The organism is Brucella sp. 22210, from assembly GCF_052045675.1.
Lineage (GTDB): Bacteria > Pseudomonadota > Alphaproteobacteria > Rhizobiales > Rhizobiaceae > Brucella.
Window position 1 is genome coordinate 177,696 of sequence record NZ_JBQEPD010000003.1, and the last position, 12,401, is coordinate 190,096.

A 12,401-nucleotide genomic window follows, 5' to 3' on the forward strand; every position below is an offset into this window, starting at 1 on the left:
GGCTCAACGCAGCGTCCCTCACGCAAAACAATCCCCAAACTTGGAAATAGCCAGACCACAACAAATACAGAAAAGCCCCAGCGCATGAGAACCGGGGCTGTTGGAGTTTTGGGGAAATATCTGGAAAATAGGGGAGAGGCGGGTGTGAGCCCAAGCGTCAGGCAAACCGATGCCCATAAGGGAAAATTCCGCATATAGAACTTGGCTTTTGCGAACTGGCTGAGTGCAGCCCATGACAAGCCAATGCAGCGGATGATACAATCATTCGTGCGGCGGTGTTGGTCGCCTTATGGCTCGGATGCTATTGGTGCCGTAGTTCTATAAAGCCATCGAGTCAGCAAGAAGTAGTACCTAACAGAATTCGTCAATGACTTGTTGACGAACCATAGTGTAATGACATTTTTGATTTTTACTTAATAAGGGACGCGCTTGAATAGCGCGGGGTGCAATGCGATCGTTTCAGGGGATATGCTCCTCTCTGCGCTACGGCTTGATCAGAGCCGGGCTGGAGCTGGCGGCTGTTCCCTTTGTACGCTCGCTATTCTCGGGTGCTTCGGGGCGAGGTGTAATCTTTACCCTGCATCATGTTCGCCCTGCACATGCGGAGCGCTTCTCACCCAATGCACATCTGTCGGTTACGCCAGAGTTTCTGGAAGAAGCTATCAGCGTCGCGATCAACGAAGGGCTCACTCCAGTTCACTTGCATGATTTGCCGCGCCTGCTTGCAGACAAGGCAGACAGACGCAACTTCGTTGCTTTCACCCTCGATGACGGTTATCGCAATAACGCCGAGTTCGCAGCACCTATATTCCGGCAATTTTCTGTCCCCTACACAATCTTCGTCAATCCGGGGTTTGTGGAGCGTAAGCGGAGCGCTTGGTGGGAAACAGTGGAAGCCTTGGCACGGAAAGCGTCCAGCTTTGAATTCGATTTCGGCGATGGAAGTGAGCCCATTCGCTGCGGGACGTTGCACGAAAAGCTATCAGCCTTCGATCGGTTCACTGCCTTTGTTAAGGCCATAGACGAAGACCAAGCTGTAGCGCGCATCGATGCGGCAGCGCAGGCGCACGGCGTTTCACCAATTGCTATTATTGAAAAGCTGGTGATGGATAAGGCGGAACTACGCCAATTGGCGCAAGACCCTTTGGTTCATTTTGGTGCGCACACAATGAATCACCTCAATCTGCGCCGCGTCGATGAAGACCGGTTGCATCAAGAGATCGAGCAGTCCGCCGCCGCGATTGAACGCTATGTCGGGCAGAAGCCGCGTTCGTTTTCCTATCCGTATGGCTGGCCGACTGCGGTCGGGAAGCGTGAGACGTCAGCGATTGCAGATGCGGGGTTTGCTGTCGGAGTCACGACCCAGCCGGGTGTACTCGACTGCAATAGTCTTCAGTCCCTTATGAGATTGCCGCGTGTATCGCTGAACGGCTATTATCAAAAACCGCGCTATGTGAAGGCGCTCATCTCCGGCGTTCCGTTCAAGTTCCTGAGAAACAACTGAGGACATTGTCTGCGGTTCGAAGCGGATTGGAAGCCAGATAAGCAAAAATCCCGGACGAAGCCGGGATTTTGAAAGCTGTACTGATCAGAAAACTGGAGCGGGCGAAGGGATTCGAACCCTCGACCCCAACCTTGGCAAGGTTGTGCTCTACCCCTGAGCTACACCCGCTCGCGCCAGTCGATTCTATAAAGAACCGATTCTGTTAGGCCCGCGCTATATGAACCAAGGCCGGGCAGATTGCAACAGGTCTACATTGGTAATTTTGCATTGTTTTCAATGAAGCGAACCGGCGCGTGCGGACATTCAGATTGCGGGCGATTTCGCCTGTTTCACCGCGCGACCGTTGCACTTCCCTCCATCACAGCAGGCGCATTGGGCGCGAGTGCATTACAGGATGGGGCAGCTTCCGCCGTCTGAGACGTCGAAGCGACAACATTGTCCTGCTCGTATTTATCGACATTCATTGATTTGTTGTCGCGCCAGTTGCCGCGGAGGTAAAGAACGCCCGCCATGAGCATGGTGGACAGCATGGCAACTGGAAAACTCAGCCACAGCGCGTCAACGCCTAGCCATTCCCGCAAGCCGAGCGCAACGCCCAGCCGAACCGGATACATTGATACGAAAAGGATAATGAGAGGCCATATCACCTGTCCGTTAGCGCGAACTGTTCCGAACAGGACCATTGAGACGCCAAAGGCGATGAAACCCCAGGTCGCCATTTTGCCGATATGCTGGCCAATCGGTATCGCGGGGCTTTCAGCGCCGAGAAATATTTCCATCGCTTGCCGGTCGGCAATGAGCAGCACAACGACAAGAATGCCGGTCATCAGGATCGCATAGAGCACACCGATGCGGGTGATGCTGCTGACGCGGTCCCAGTTGCCGGCGCCGATGTTCTGCGCCGCCATGGCACTGACCGCCGCGCCAAGCGCCATGGCGGGCATCTGCACATAGGTCCACAACTGCTGTGTTGCGCCGAACGCTGCTGTTGTGTCGACGCCCTCCCGATTGACGAGCCGCATCATGGTCAGCATTGCGCTCGAAACCACGATCATCTGGATTCCCATCGGCAGCCCCTTGCTGAAGATGAGCTTCAGCACTTTGAGGTCCGGTATCAGAAACCGGAGTTCCTGACCCTTCAAGCGTAAGGGAAGGTCCTTTTGGTAGATGTAAAACAGCATGGCGGCGAGGCTGATATAGTTTGCGACCGCAGTAGCGAGCGCTGAACCAGATATGCCCAGTGGAGGAATAGGGCCGATCCCGAGGATGAGCAGGGGATTGAAGGCAATATCCAGGATAACTGCCAGCCCCATGAAAATCAGCGGGGTGATCGAATCTCCACTGCCGCGCAGGGCCATCATCAGGATGGTCTGCATGAGGATGGCAGGCATGGCGACGAAGGTGACTTGCAGGAAGGCGCGAGCCAGAGGCTCGATTGTCTCCGGGGTACCAAGCAAAGTCAGCACATGTGGCGCCAGAAACCAGCCTGCAATGGAAACAAGAATGCTGATCGGCACGAAAGCTCCCAGCGTCGTGCCGGTAATAGCGCGCGCAGTTTCGATTTCGCGGCGTCCGAAAGACTGTCCGATCAGAATGGTCGATGCCATGCCGAAGCCGAAGACAAAGGCAGTCAGCAGGAACATGACAAGATTGCCGTTGGTCGTGGCGGCCAGCGCATTCGTTCCCAGCAAATGGCCGATCCAGATCGTGTCTATGGAACCGTTTGCCGATTGCAGGATCGACGATCCAAGCGTCGGTAAGGCGAAGAGCAACAGCGCTTGATTGATTGGCGCCGTCGTCAGATCCATCTGTGTCTTCATACGCCCTCAGTAATATTATGAATTACGTTTTGCGAAATGCAGCGTTCTCAAATTAAACCGAATTACCAAAATTTCTATATTTTTTGCGCGTTTGGCTTGCAACGCGCTGTCTAACTTTGAAAGTCTTCAAAAAGAGTTTTATGCAATCTTGGCTTTGACGAACACGTCATAGCGGGTGCTTTTGCCAAGAATTTGATGTGATGGTGTACGCAGGCCCGCCATTGGCTCGGCGCGCAACGGCCATTTCAGCACTACGCGATTGAGTGCAGCTTCCAGCGCGACCTGCATTAGCTTTTCCGCATCCGGGTCTGTACCGACGATCTCGCGGATCTGTCGCATTTCCTTTTTGACGAGCGCCGTGTTGCCGCGTGGCGGATGCATGGGGTCAACCAGAATTGCCTGCGGCTTCAAGTCCGGCAGCAGTTCGCAGGAATCGCCATGCAGCAAGGTCATTCGCGCAACGGTTTCGGCATATTGGCCGCCTTCCGCAGCGGCGCGCGCCAGGCCATCGGCCAGCAATGCATGCATCTTTTCGGAACGTTCAATTAAGGTGACGCGAGCGCCGAGCGATGCGAGCAAAAAGGCGTCACGGCCCAGACCCGCCGTCGCATCAACAATCTCAGGCGTGACTCCGCGCGTGAGGCCTACCGCTTTGGCAAGCGCCTGTCCGCGTCCTTCGCCGGAGCGAAACCGGTGACCGACCGCACCGCCAACGAAATCGACAACCAGCTCCGATGTATCTAGTTTCTGCGACATCATTGATCTCAGGGCCGAGTTAGAAAGGGCAGGGCGCGATGAATGTCACGTCACGCCCGTCAGGATGGTGAAAGGCTAGCTTTTCGGCGTGGAGAAGCAAGCGGTCTGCTGCTGCCAGTGCTGCGCCTTCCGCATAGAATTCGTCACCGAGAATGACATGTCCTATCGCCAGCATGTGGACGCGCAGCTGATGGGTGCGGCCAGTCAGGGGAAAGAGGCGCAAACGCGTGCTGTTTTCACCATGGCTCAGAACCTGCCAACGCGTCTGTGCCGGTTTGCCGTGCGCATGGTCCACGCGATGGCGCGGCTTGTTGTCGGGATCGATAGCCAGTGGTAGCTCGATAAAGCCTTCATCACTATCCATACGGCCCCAGACTTCGGCTATGTAGGATTTCTCGGTGGTGCGAGCCTCGAACTGCGCAGCGATATGAGCATGGGCTTTCCGGTTCAACGACATCAGGACGAGACCCGACGTGTCCTTGTCCAGCCGGTTGATCATCAGCGCCTGCGGAAACTGCTTTTGCACCCGCGTGGCAAGGCTATCGGAAAGGGCTGGGTGACGACCGGGAACGGACAAAAGCCCGCTTGGCTTGTCCAATACCAGAAGATCCGCATCGCGATGAGTAATGGAGACATATGGCTCCAGCGGCGGATTATAAATAGGGGCTACGGATGACAACTCACTCATGCTGCCTTCTAGCATGGTTCAGCCGACACATAGAAGTGTTGCAGCTCTGGTAGGAGATGGATTTTGCCAGGAAAAAAATGGCGGAGAGGGTGGGATTCGAACCCACGGTGGAGTTACCCCCACGCCGCATTTCGAGTGCGGTACTTTCGACCACTCAGCCACCTCTCCGCATTGTGCAATCCGGTAAAACGATCTATTTAATCGCACCGTCAAACAGCATCAAAAGCGAATGCTAAGTGTGTAGCGGCTCAATAGCGGGCTGATAGCAATTAGACAAGACCTAATTTGCATTCTCTCGTGAAAATTCTTGACTTTTCCCACGTTCCGAACCTATAAGCACCAGACCTTAGGCGTGGGGCAGTCCGCGCCTATTGTTTTGATTGAGGATTTCCGGGTTTCCGGGGCGTCAATCAAGGGGCTTAAGCCCTTCACTTAACCGACTGATAAAAAGACGGCCCATCACTTCGGCGCTAATGTCGTGGAAATGAGAGCCGGACCGAACAACCGAAAGGACAACAAATGTTCGCAGTCATCAAGACCGGTGGCAAGCAGTATCGCGTTGCCGCAAACGACCTGATCAAGGTCGAAAAAGTTGCTGGCGAAGCCGGTGACATCGTAGAATTCGCAGAAGTTCTGATGGTCGGCACGACCATTGGCGCACCAGTCGTCGCAGGCGCTCTCGTAACCGCCGAAGTTGTTGAACAGGGCCGTGCTCGCAAGGTCATCGCGTTCAAGAAGCGTCGTCGTCAGAACTCGAAGCGCACCCGTGGTCATCGTCAGGAACTGACGACCATCCGCATCTCGGAGATCCTCACCGACGGCGCAAAGCCTTCGAAGAAGGCCGCTGAGAAGAAGGCTCCGAAGGCAGAAGCCGCTGAAGGCGAAGCCGCAAAGCCGAAGAAGGCAGCGCCTAAGAAGGCTGCAGCCAAGGCCGAGTCGGCTGAGTAAGTAGAGAGATTAAAGGAGAACACCAATGGCACACAAAAAAGCTGGCGGTTCCTCGCGTAACGGTCGCGATTCAGAATCCAAACGCCTTGGCGTGAAGAAGTTTGGCGGCGAAGCTGTGCTCGCTGGCAACATCATCGTGCGTCAACGCGGCACGAAGTGGCATCCGGGCGCCAATGTTGGCCTCGGCAAGGACCACACTATTTTTGCAACCACGAACGGTTCCGTATCTTTCCGTACGAAAGCCAACGGCCGCACGTACGTATCGGTAGACCCGATCGCGGAAGCAGCAGAGTAAGCCGGGCCTCTTAAAACCACCGGCGTCCCATCGGACCCGGTGTATATGGCAGCCTAGCCAAAAGATCGAAGGGAAGATGGGGCCACCATCTTCCCTTTTTTGCATCTGGAGGACAGACAAATGGTTGTCGACGTTTTAGAAGAAGATAGTTACGCAGAAAGCTGTACGAGCCGGAGAGAGCGTTTCGCCGATTTCTCTCCCGGTCTGGCAGCTGATCTGGAGCCTGAATTGGCTCCTGAGTTAGATTGCCCCGTCTTGGTCACCGAAAGGCTGGTTCTGCGCCCGCCGCATGTCGAAGACGTAGATGCCATTTCCTATCTTGCCAACAATCTTCACGTCTCTGGCATGCTCACTCGCATGCCGCATCCATACACGCGTGAGAATGCCGTCGACTTTGTCGAACGCGTGCGAAAAGGCGAGATGGGCAATTGCATCTACGCCATTACGCAAGCCGAGACCGGCATATTTATGGGCTGTTGCGGCATTCATGCGAATAAACATGGCGATGGCTTGGAGATCGGCTACTGGCTGGGCGAGCCCTATTGGGGGCATGGCTTTGCCACCGAAGCCGCCCATTCGTTGATTGATCTGGTGTTTCGGGCGACCGCAATCGACCGGCTGCATATTTCCTGCCGGGCGACCAACAATGGATCGCGTCGTGTGATCCACAAGTGCGGTTTCCAGTTCAGCAATATGGGCATGTCGGATACGCTTGCCGCCGGAAACGTGCCGGTTGAACGCTATGTTCTCGACCGGCGCACTTGGATCGGCCTGAGAAGCTGGCAGTCATAAGAACATAAGGCCCTGCGTGTTTCGCAGGGCCGCCTTGAACACATCCCGAAAAGCATGAAGCGGTTTTCGGCAGATGGTCGGGAAAGCAAGAACGAGAATGGGGAATGCAATGAACGACGCTTATGTGAGTGCACCCGAAAAGATTGTGGTGCGCGCCCTCGATAAGGGCGACCTGCATCGCTATCGCGCTATCAGATTGAGTGCGCTGAGCCGCGCGCCGATGTCCTTCGGATCGAGCTTCGAGGAAGAAAATGCCTATTCCGACAGCGTCTTTGCGCGCCGTCTGGAGCAGGTGGATGGCAATATTATCTTCGGTGCATTCGACGGTGAAAATCTGCTGGGCACGGCAGGTATGTTTCGCCATGACCGCAAATCCGAGCGCCATCGCGGAACGCTTTGGGGCGTGTTTGTAGCGCCGGAAGCGCGCGGGCTGGAACTGGGCAAGGCTCTGGTTCGCAAAGTGATCGAACATTCCGCGGCGCAGGTTGTGCTTCTCGATGCCAAGGTGGTGTCGACGAACGAACCGGCAAAGCGGATCTATCATGCGCTCGGCTTCAAGACCTACGGGCTTGAGCCGAAGTCGCTTTTTGTGCAGGGGCAGTATCTGGATCAGGAACTGCTCTATATCGACTTCAGCGAACCTGTCTGGAAAGACAAGTTCTGATGAAATCCAAGCACTGCAACTGTTTGCAGGAAACGGGTTTTGCTGTAATTGCAATTTGGCTCGCGCAAGATGATGCGCGGGCCCGGGTTTAAGGCGCGTTTGCGCCGCAAGAGGTAAGGTTCAATGAAATTTCTCGATCAGGCCAAGATCTATATTCGCTCCGGCGATGGCGGGGCGGGGGCCGTATCGTTTCGCCGCGAGAAGTTTCTTGAATTCGGTGGTCCCGATGGCGGCGACGGCGGACGTGGCGGCAATGTCTGGGTTGAAGCGGTCGACGGCCTCAACACGCTGATCGACTATCGCTATCAGCAGCATTTCCGGGCCAAGACCGGCATGCATGGCATGGGCCGCAACATGACCGGCGGCAAGGGTGACGATGTCATTCTCAAGGTGCCGGTTGGAACGCAGGTTTTTGAAGAAGATGATGAAACGCTGATCTGTGACATCACAGAAGTCGGCCAGCGCTATCGTCTGGCCAAGGGCGGCAATGGCGGTTTCGGTAATCTGCATTTCACGACATCGACCAATCGCGCGCCGCGCCGTGCCAATCCCGGGCAGGAAGGCATCGAACGCACAATCTGGCTGCGTCTGAAGCTGATCGCCGATGCCGGTCTGGTCGGTCTGCCCAATGCAGGCAAGTCCACCTTCCTGGCCAGTGTGACAGCAGCCAAGCCAAAGATTGCCGATTATCCGTTCACCACGCTGCACCCTAATCTCGGTGTTGCGCGCGTGGATGCGCGTGAATTCGTGATCGCGGATATTCCGGGTCTGATCGAAGGCGCCAGCGAAGGCGTTGGCCTTGGCGACCGTTTCCTTGGTCATGTCGAGCGCACACGGGTTCTGTTGCATCTCGTTTCGGCGCAGGAAGAAGATGTGGCGAAGGCCTATAAGGTCATTCGCGGCGAGTTGGAAGCCTATGAGCATGGTCTTGCCGACAAAACGGAAATCGTCGCGCTGTCGCAGATCGATACGCTCGATCCCGATGCGCGCAAGGTCAAGGTCAAGGCGCTGAAGAAAGCTTGCGGACGCGATCCGCTGCTGCTTTCCGCTGTCAGCCATGAAGGACTGAACGATGCGCTGCGCCAGCTTGGCGCTGTTATCGACGCAAGTCGTGCGCAGGAAGCCGGAACGGCGCAAGTCGAAGAATAAGGCTGAATGCGGCGAGAGGAATGAGAGCATGCTGAAGCAACTGAAAGACTATCGCCGCATTGTTGTAAAAATTGGTTCCGCTCTTCTGGTGGATCGCGCCAAGGGGCTGAAGCGCGAATGGCTGGAAAGTCTGGGGCAGGACATTGCCGCCCTGCATCACGCAGGCGTCGAGGTGCTGGTGGTGTCGTCGGGCGCTATCGCTCTGGGGCGCACCGTGCTCGGCCTGCCGAAAAAGGCGTTGAAGCTCGAGGAAAGTCAGGCAGCCGCCGCTGCTGGCCAGATCGCGCTTGCCAAGGCCTATGCCGACGTGCTCGGTGGCCACGGCATCAAGTCGGGCCAGATTTTGGTGACGCTTTCCGACACTGAAGAGCGTCGCCGTTATCTCAATGCACGCGCGACCATCGAAACGCTTTTGAAACTGAAGGCCGTGCCGGTCATCAATGAAAATGACACGGTGGCGACGACGGAAATTCGCTATGGCGACAATGATCGTCTGGCCGCCCGCGTGGCGACGATGATGGGCGCTGACCTGCTGATCCTGCTTTCCGACATTGACGGGCTTTATACCGCACCGCCGCATAAGAACCCGGATGCCGCGTTTCTGCCGCTGGTGGAAACCATCACGCCGCAGATCGAGGCTATGGCAGGCGCTGCGGCTTCCGAACTGTCGCGCGGCGGCATGAAGACGAAGCTCGATGCCGGCAAGATCGCCAATGCGGCTGGAACGGCGATGATCATCACCTCGGGTATCCGTATGGGACCGCTTTCGGCGATTGATCGCGGTGAGCGCGCCACCTTGTTCGAAGCTGCGCGTGCCCCGGTCAATGCCTGGAAAACATGGATTTCCGGTAATCTGGAACCGGCGGGCCGTCTCACGATCGATGCAGGCGCTGCCAAGGCGCTGAAATCGGGCAAGTCGCTTTTGCCTGCAGGCGTGAAGGATGTCGACGGTCATTTCGAGCGCGGTGATACGGTGGCTGTGCTCAATGAAGACGGTCGTGAGATTGCACGTGGGCTGATCGCTTACGATGCCGAGGATGCACGCAAGATTGCCGGGCATAAAAGCGATGAGATCAGCACCATTCTTGGGTATGATGCCCGCGCGGCAATGATCCATCGCAATGATCTCGTGGTGCGCGGCGCAGCCGTGGCAGCCGAGACCGAAAATGCCTGAACAGGGAAGGGCGGGGAGAGGATGCTGAATAAAGTGGAAGCTGGAAGCGACATAGCCGGGATCATGGCCGAAGTGGGCCGCAAGGCGAAAGCCGCCGCAGCACCACTGGCGATTGCTGGCACGGAACAGAAGAACAAGGCGCTTCTGGCTGCAGCCGATGCCATTCTCGAAAGCCGCGACGCCATCCTCGAAGCCAACAAGCTTGATCTGGCCAATGCCGCCGCGAGCGGAATGGCCGCTTCCTTCGTGGATCGCCTGACGCTCGATGACACGCGCATTGAGGGAATCGCGGAGGGCATTCGCGCCATTGCAGCATTGCCCGATCCGGTCGGTGCGGTGATTGCGGAATGGGATCGCCCCAACGGTCTGCATATCGAGCGCGTGCGCACGCCGCTTGGTGTTATCGGCGTCATTTATGAAAGTCGTCCCAATGTAACGGCGGATGCCGGTGCGCTCTGCCTCAAGGCTGGCAATGCGGTGATCCTGCGCGGTGGTTCGGATTCGGCCCATTCGTCTGCGGCCATTCACAAGGCACTGGTGGCTGGATTGGAAGCTGGCGGCTTGCCTGCCGATTCCATCCAGATCGTGCCGGTGACGGATCGCGCCGCGGTTGGTGAAATGCTCAAAGGGTTAGACGGCGCTATCGACGTGATTGTGCCACGCGGCGGCAAAAGCCTCGTCGCGCGCGTTCAGTCGGAAGCGCGCGTGCCGGTTTTCGCGCATCTGGAAGGCATCTGCCATCTTTATATCAACAAGACCGCCGATCTCGACATGGCGCGCAAGATTGCGGTCAACGCCAAGATGCGACGCACAGGCATTTGCGGATCGGCAGAAACGCTGCTGGTGGATCGCGCGGTCACCTCGACGTATCTCGTGCCGATCCTTGATGATCTGGCCGCCAAGGGTTGCGAAATCCGTGGCAGCGAAGAGGTGAAGGCGCTTTATCCGGCAGCCATTGCGGCGAGTGAAGAAGACTGGTCCACCGAATATCTCGACGCGATCATTTCAGTCACGCTTGTCGATGGCGTTGATGGCGCGATCCGGCACATCAACCGCTATTCCTCGCATCACACCGAAGCCATCGTCGCCGAGGATGCGGAAGCAGTTGCCCGTTTCTTCAATGAAATCGACTCGGCCATTTTGCTGCACAATGCCTCGACGCAGTTTGCGGATGGGGGTGAGTTCGGCATGGGTGCGGAAATCGGCATTGCCACGGGCAAGATGCATGCACGCGGCCCCGTCGGTGTCGAACAGCTCACTTCGTTCAAATATCGTGTTCGCGGTAACGGGCAGATTCGAAGCTGATGCGCTTTGGTTTCGGGCTTTCCGCACTGAAAGAACAGTATCCGGACGTTGACGCAAAATATTTGCGCATGCCGCATGCCGAGAAAGGCATGGCGGTCGGCCTGTTCGGCGGTTCGTTCAACCCGCCACATGGCGGTCACGCTCTGGTCGCGGAGATCGCCATTAGGCGGCTGAAACTGGATCAGCTCTGGTGGATGGTGACGCCCGGCAATCCGCTGAAAGACACCCGCGAACTGGCGCCTCTGGCGAACAGGCTGCGATGGAGCGAAGAAATCGCCAGCGATCCGCGTATCAAGGTGACGGCGCTCGAAGCTGCCTTCAATGTGCGCTACACCGCCGACACACTGGCCCTGATCCGCGACGCCAATCCCGGCGTGCATTTTGTCTGGGTGATGGGCGCGGACAATCTGGCGTCGTTCCATCGCTGGCAGCGCTGGCGCGAAATCGCCAATAATTTCCCGATTGCAGTGATCGACCGTCCCGGCTCGACGCTGGCATATCTGTCGTCGCGCATGGCGCAGACTTTTTCGCACAGCCGTCTTGATGAGCAATATGCGCCGATGCTGGCCCGTCGCACGCCACCAGCATGGACCTTCATCCACGGGCCGCGCTCATCGCTGTCATCAAGCGCCATTCGCAAGTCCGGCACACGATCTTGATAGTTTGGTGACGGTTTAAACAAGATATATGCGAAAAATGCGAGATAATCGAAAAAGTGAACGGTCCTGTCAGGTCGTGACTCTTGAAACAAAACAGGGACTCTGCCTATCTTAGGTTCGTACGGTGCTTTTACTGCCGTATCGGGTTGTTCTTGTTAGAAAGGCAATACACTGAGAACAGCACTTGAGAAGAAGGCTCTCCACGCGCCTTCACTGGTCAGGATGAACGAGACCGATCTCGTGTCCCAGACCTTCGACGCGGCCTTGGCCAGTCTCGAAAACTCCAAGGCAGAATCCATCATCCCCATCGACATTCGCGGAAGATCAACGATCGGCGATTATATGATCGTCGCGTCGGGCCGTTCGCACCGTCATGTGACGGCTGTGGCCGACCATCTTTTGCAGGCGCTCAATGAAGCGGGCTGCAAGAATGTGCGGGTCGAGGGGCTAGACAGTGGCGATTGGGTCCTGATCGACACGGGCGATATCATCGTGCACATCTTCCGTCCGGAAGTCCGTGACTTCTACAATATCGAGAAGATATGGCTCGATGACGATTTCGACGACGAACGAGCGTTGGAAACCGTCCATTGATCCGTCGCCGCTAAGGTCTGGTAGGCGTTGCGCACATCCCGGAAAGTGTGAAA

The 12,401-nt window shown here is 56.6% G+C and carries 14 protein-coding genes and 2 tRNA genes; 11 read left to right on the forward strand and 5 right to left on the reverse strand.

What is annotated here, in order from left to right:
• A partial coding sequence (locus tag ACTJKP_RS05770) for a hypothetical protein (protein ID WP_440629998.1) occupies positions 1 to 198 on the forward strand: 198 nt, incomplete at its 5' end.
• Between the two features lie 250 nt (positions 199 to 448).
• Positions 449 to 1,504, forward strand: a complete 1,056-nt coding sequence (locus ACTJKP_RS05775) for a polysaccharide deacetylase family protein (protein ID WP_440629999.1) — start codon at positions 449 to 451, stop codon at positions 1,502 to 1,504.
• A gap of 93 nt (positions 1,505 to 1,597) precedes the next feature.
• Here ACTJKP_RS05775 and ACTJKP_RS05780 read toward each other — a convergent pair.
• The 5 genes from ACTJKP_RS05780 to ACTJKP_RS05800 all read right to left on the reverse strand — a co-directional run bounded on the left by ACTJKP_RS05780 (position 1,598) and on the right by ACTJKP_RS05800 (position 4,936).
• Positions 1,598 to 1,672 (reverse strand) — tRNA-Gly (locus ACTJKP_RS05780).
• A 161-nt stretch (positions 1,673 to 1,833) separates the two neighbouring features.
• The gene (locus ACTJKP_RS05785) at positions 1,834 to 3,324 is read right to left on the reverse strand and encodes an MATE family efflux transporter (protein WP_440630000.1); all 1,491 of its coding nucleotides are present in this window, start codon (positions 3,322 to 3,324) and stop codon (positions 1,834 to 1,836) included.
• Positions 3,325 to 3,462: 138 nt separating this feature from the next.
• Positions 3,463 to 4,080, reverse strand: coding sequence for a class I SAM-dependent methyltransferase (locus ACTJKP_RS05790; RefSeq protein WP_440630001.1), 618 nt, complete (start codon positions 4,078 to 4,080; stop codon positions 3,463 to 3,465).
• Between the two features lie 19 nt (positions 4,081 to 4,099).
• A complete protein-coding gene (locus ACTJKP_RS05795) occupies positions 4,100 to 4,768 on the reverse strand; it encodes a pseudouridine synthase (protein ID WP_440630002.1) in 669 nt (222 codons plus the stop codon).
• 78 nt (positions 4,769 to 4,846) lie between these two features.
• Positions 4,847 to 4,936, reverse strand: a tRNA-Ser gene (locus ACTJKP_RS05800).
• Positions 4,937 to 5,287: 351 nt separating this feature from the next.
• Here ACTJKP_RS05800 and rplU point away from each other — a divergent pair.
• The 9 genes from rplU to rsfS all read left to right on the forward strand — a co-directional run bounded on the left by rplU (position 5,288) and on the right by rsfS (position 12,348).
• On the forward strand, positions 5,288 to 5,716 hold the full coding sequence (rplU, locus tag ACTJKP_RS05805) for a 50S ribosomal protein L21 (RefSeq protein ID WP_078340917.1): 429 nt from the start codon (positions 5,288 to 5,290) through the stop codon (positions 5,714 to 5,716).
• A gap of 25 nt (positions 5,717 to 5,741) precedes the next feature.
• Positions 5,742 to 6,011, forward strand: coding sequence for a 50S ribosomal protein L27 (gene rpmA / locus ACTJKP_RS05810; protein WP_010661520.1), 270 nt, complete (start codon positions 5,742 to 5,744; stop codon positions 6,009 to 6,011).
• A gap of 120 nt (positions 6,012 to 6,131) precedes the next feature.
• Positions 6,132 to 6,803 (forward strand): GNAT family N-acetyltransferase, encoded by a 672-nt coding sequence (locus ACTJKP_RS05815; protein ID WP_440630003.1) that lies wholly within the window; start codon positions 6,132 to 6,134, stop codon positions 6,801 to 6,803.
• A 109-nt stretch (positions 6,804 to 6,912) separates the two neighbouring features.
• Positions 6,913 to 7,467 (forward strand): GNAT family N-acetyltransferase, encoded by a 555-nt coding sequence (locus ACTJKP_RS05820; protein WP_440630004.1) that lies wholly within the window; start codon positions 6,913 to 6,915, stop codon positions 7,465 to 7,467.
• A gap of 123 nt (positions 7,468 to 7,590) precedes the next feature.
• Positions 7,591 to 8,616, forward strand: coding sequence for a GTPase ObgE (obgE, locus tag ACTJKP_RS05825; RefSeq protein WP_440630005.1), 1,026 nt, complete (start codon positions 7,591 to 7,593; stop codon positions 8,614 to 8,616).
• 28 nt (positions 8,617 to 8,644) lie between these two features.
• Entirely contained in the window at positions 8,645 to 9,790 is a 1,146-nt protein-coding gene (gene proB / locus ACTJKP_RS05830; protein WP_440630006.1) for a glutamate 5-kinase, read from the forward strand.
• A 21-nt stretch (positions 9,791 to 9,811) separates the two neighbouring features.
• On the forward strand, positions 9,812 to 11,095 hold the full coding sequence (locus ACTJKP_RS05835; protein WP_440630007.1) for a glutamate-5-semialdehyde dehydrogenase: 1,284 nt from the start codon (positions 9,812 to 9,814) through the stop codon (positions 11,093 to 11,095).
• Complete coding sequence (locus ACTJKP_RS05840; RefSeq protein ID WP_078340912.1) at positions 11,095 to 11,754, forward strand: nicotinate-nucleotide adenylyltransferase; 660 nt, start codon at positions 11,095 to 11,097, stop codon at positions 11,752 to 11,754. Before ACTJKP_RS05835 ends, ACTJKP_RS05840 begins: the two co-directional genes overlap by 1 nt.
• A 222-nt stretch (positions 11,755 to 11,976) precedes the next feature.
• Entirely contained in the window at positions 11,977 to 12,348 is a 372-nt protein-coding gene (gene rsfS, locus ACTJKP_RS05845) for a ribosome silencing factor (protein WP_078340911.1), read from the forward strand.
• Positions 12,349 to 12,401 lie beyond the last annotated feature (53 nt).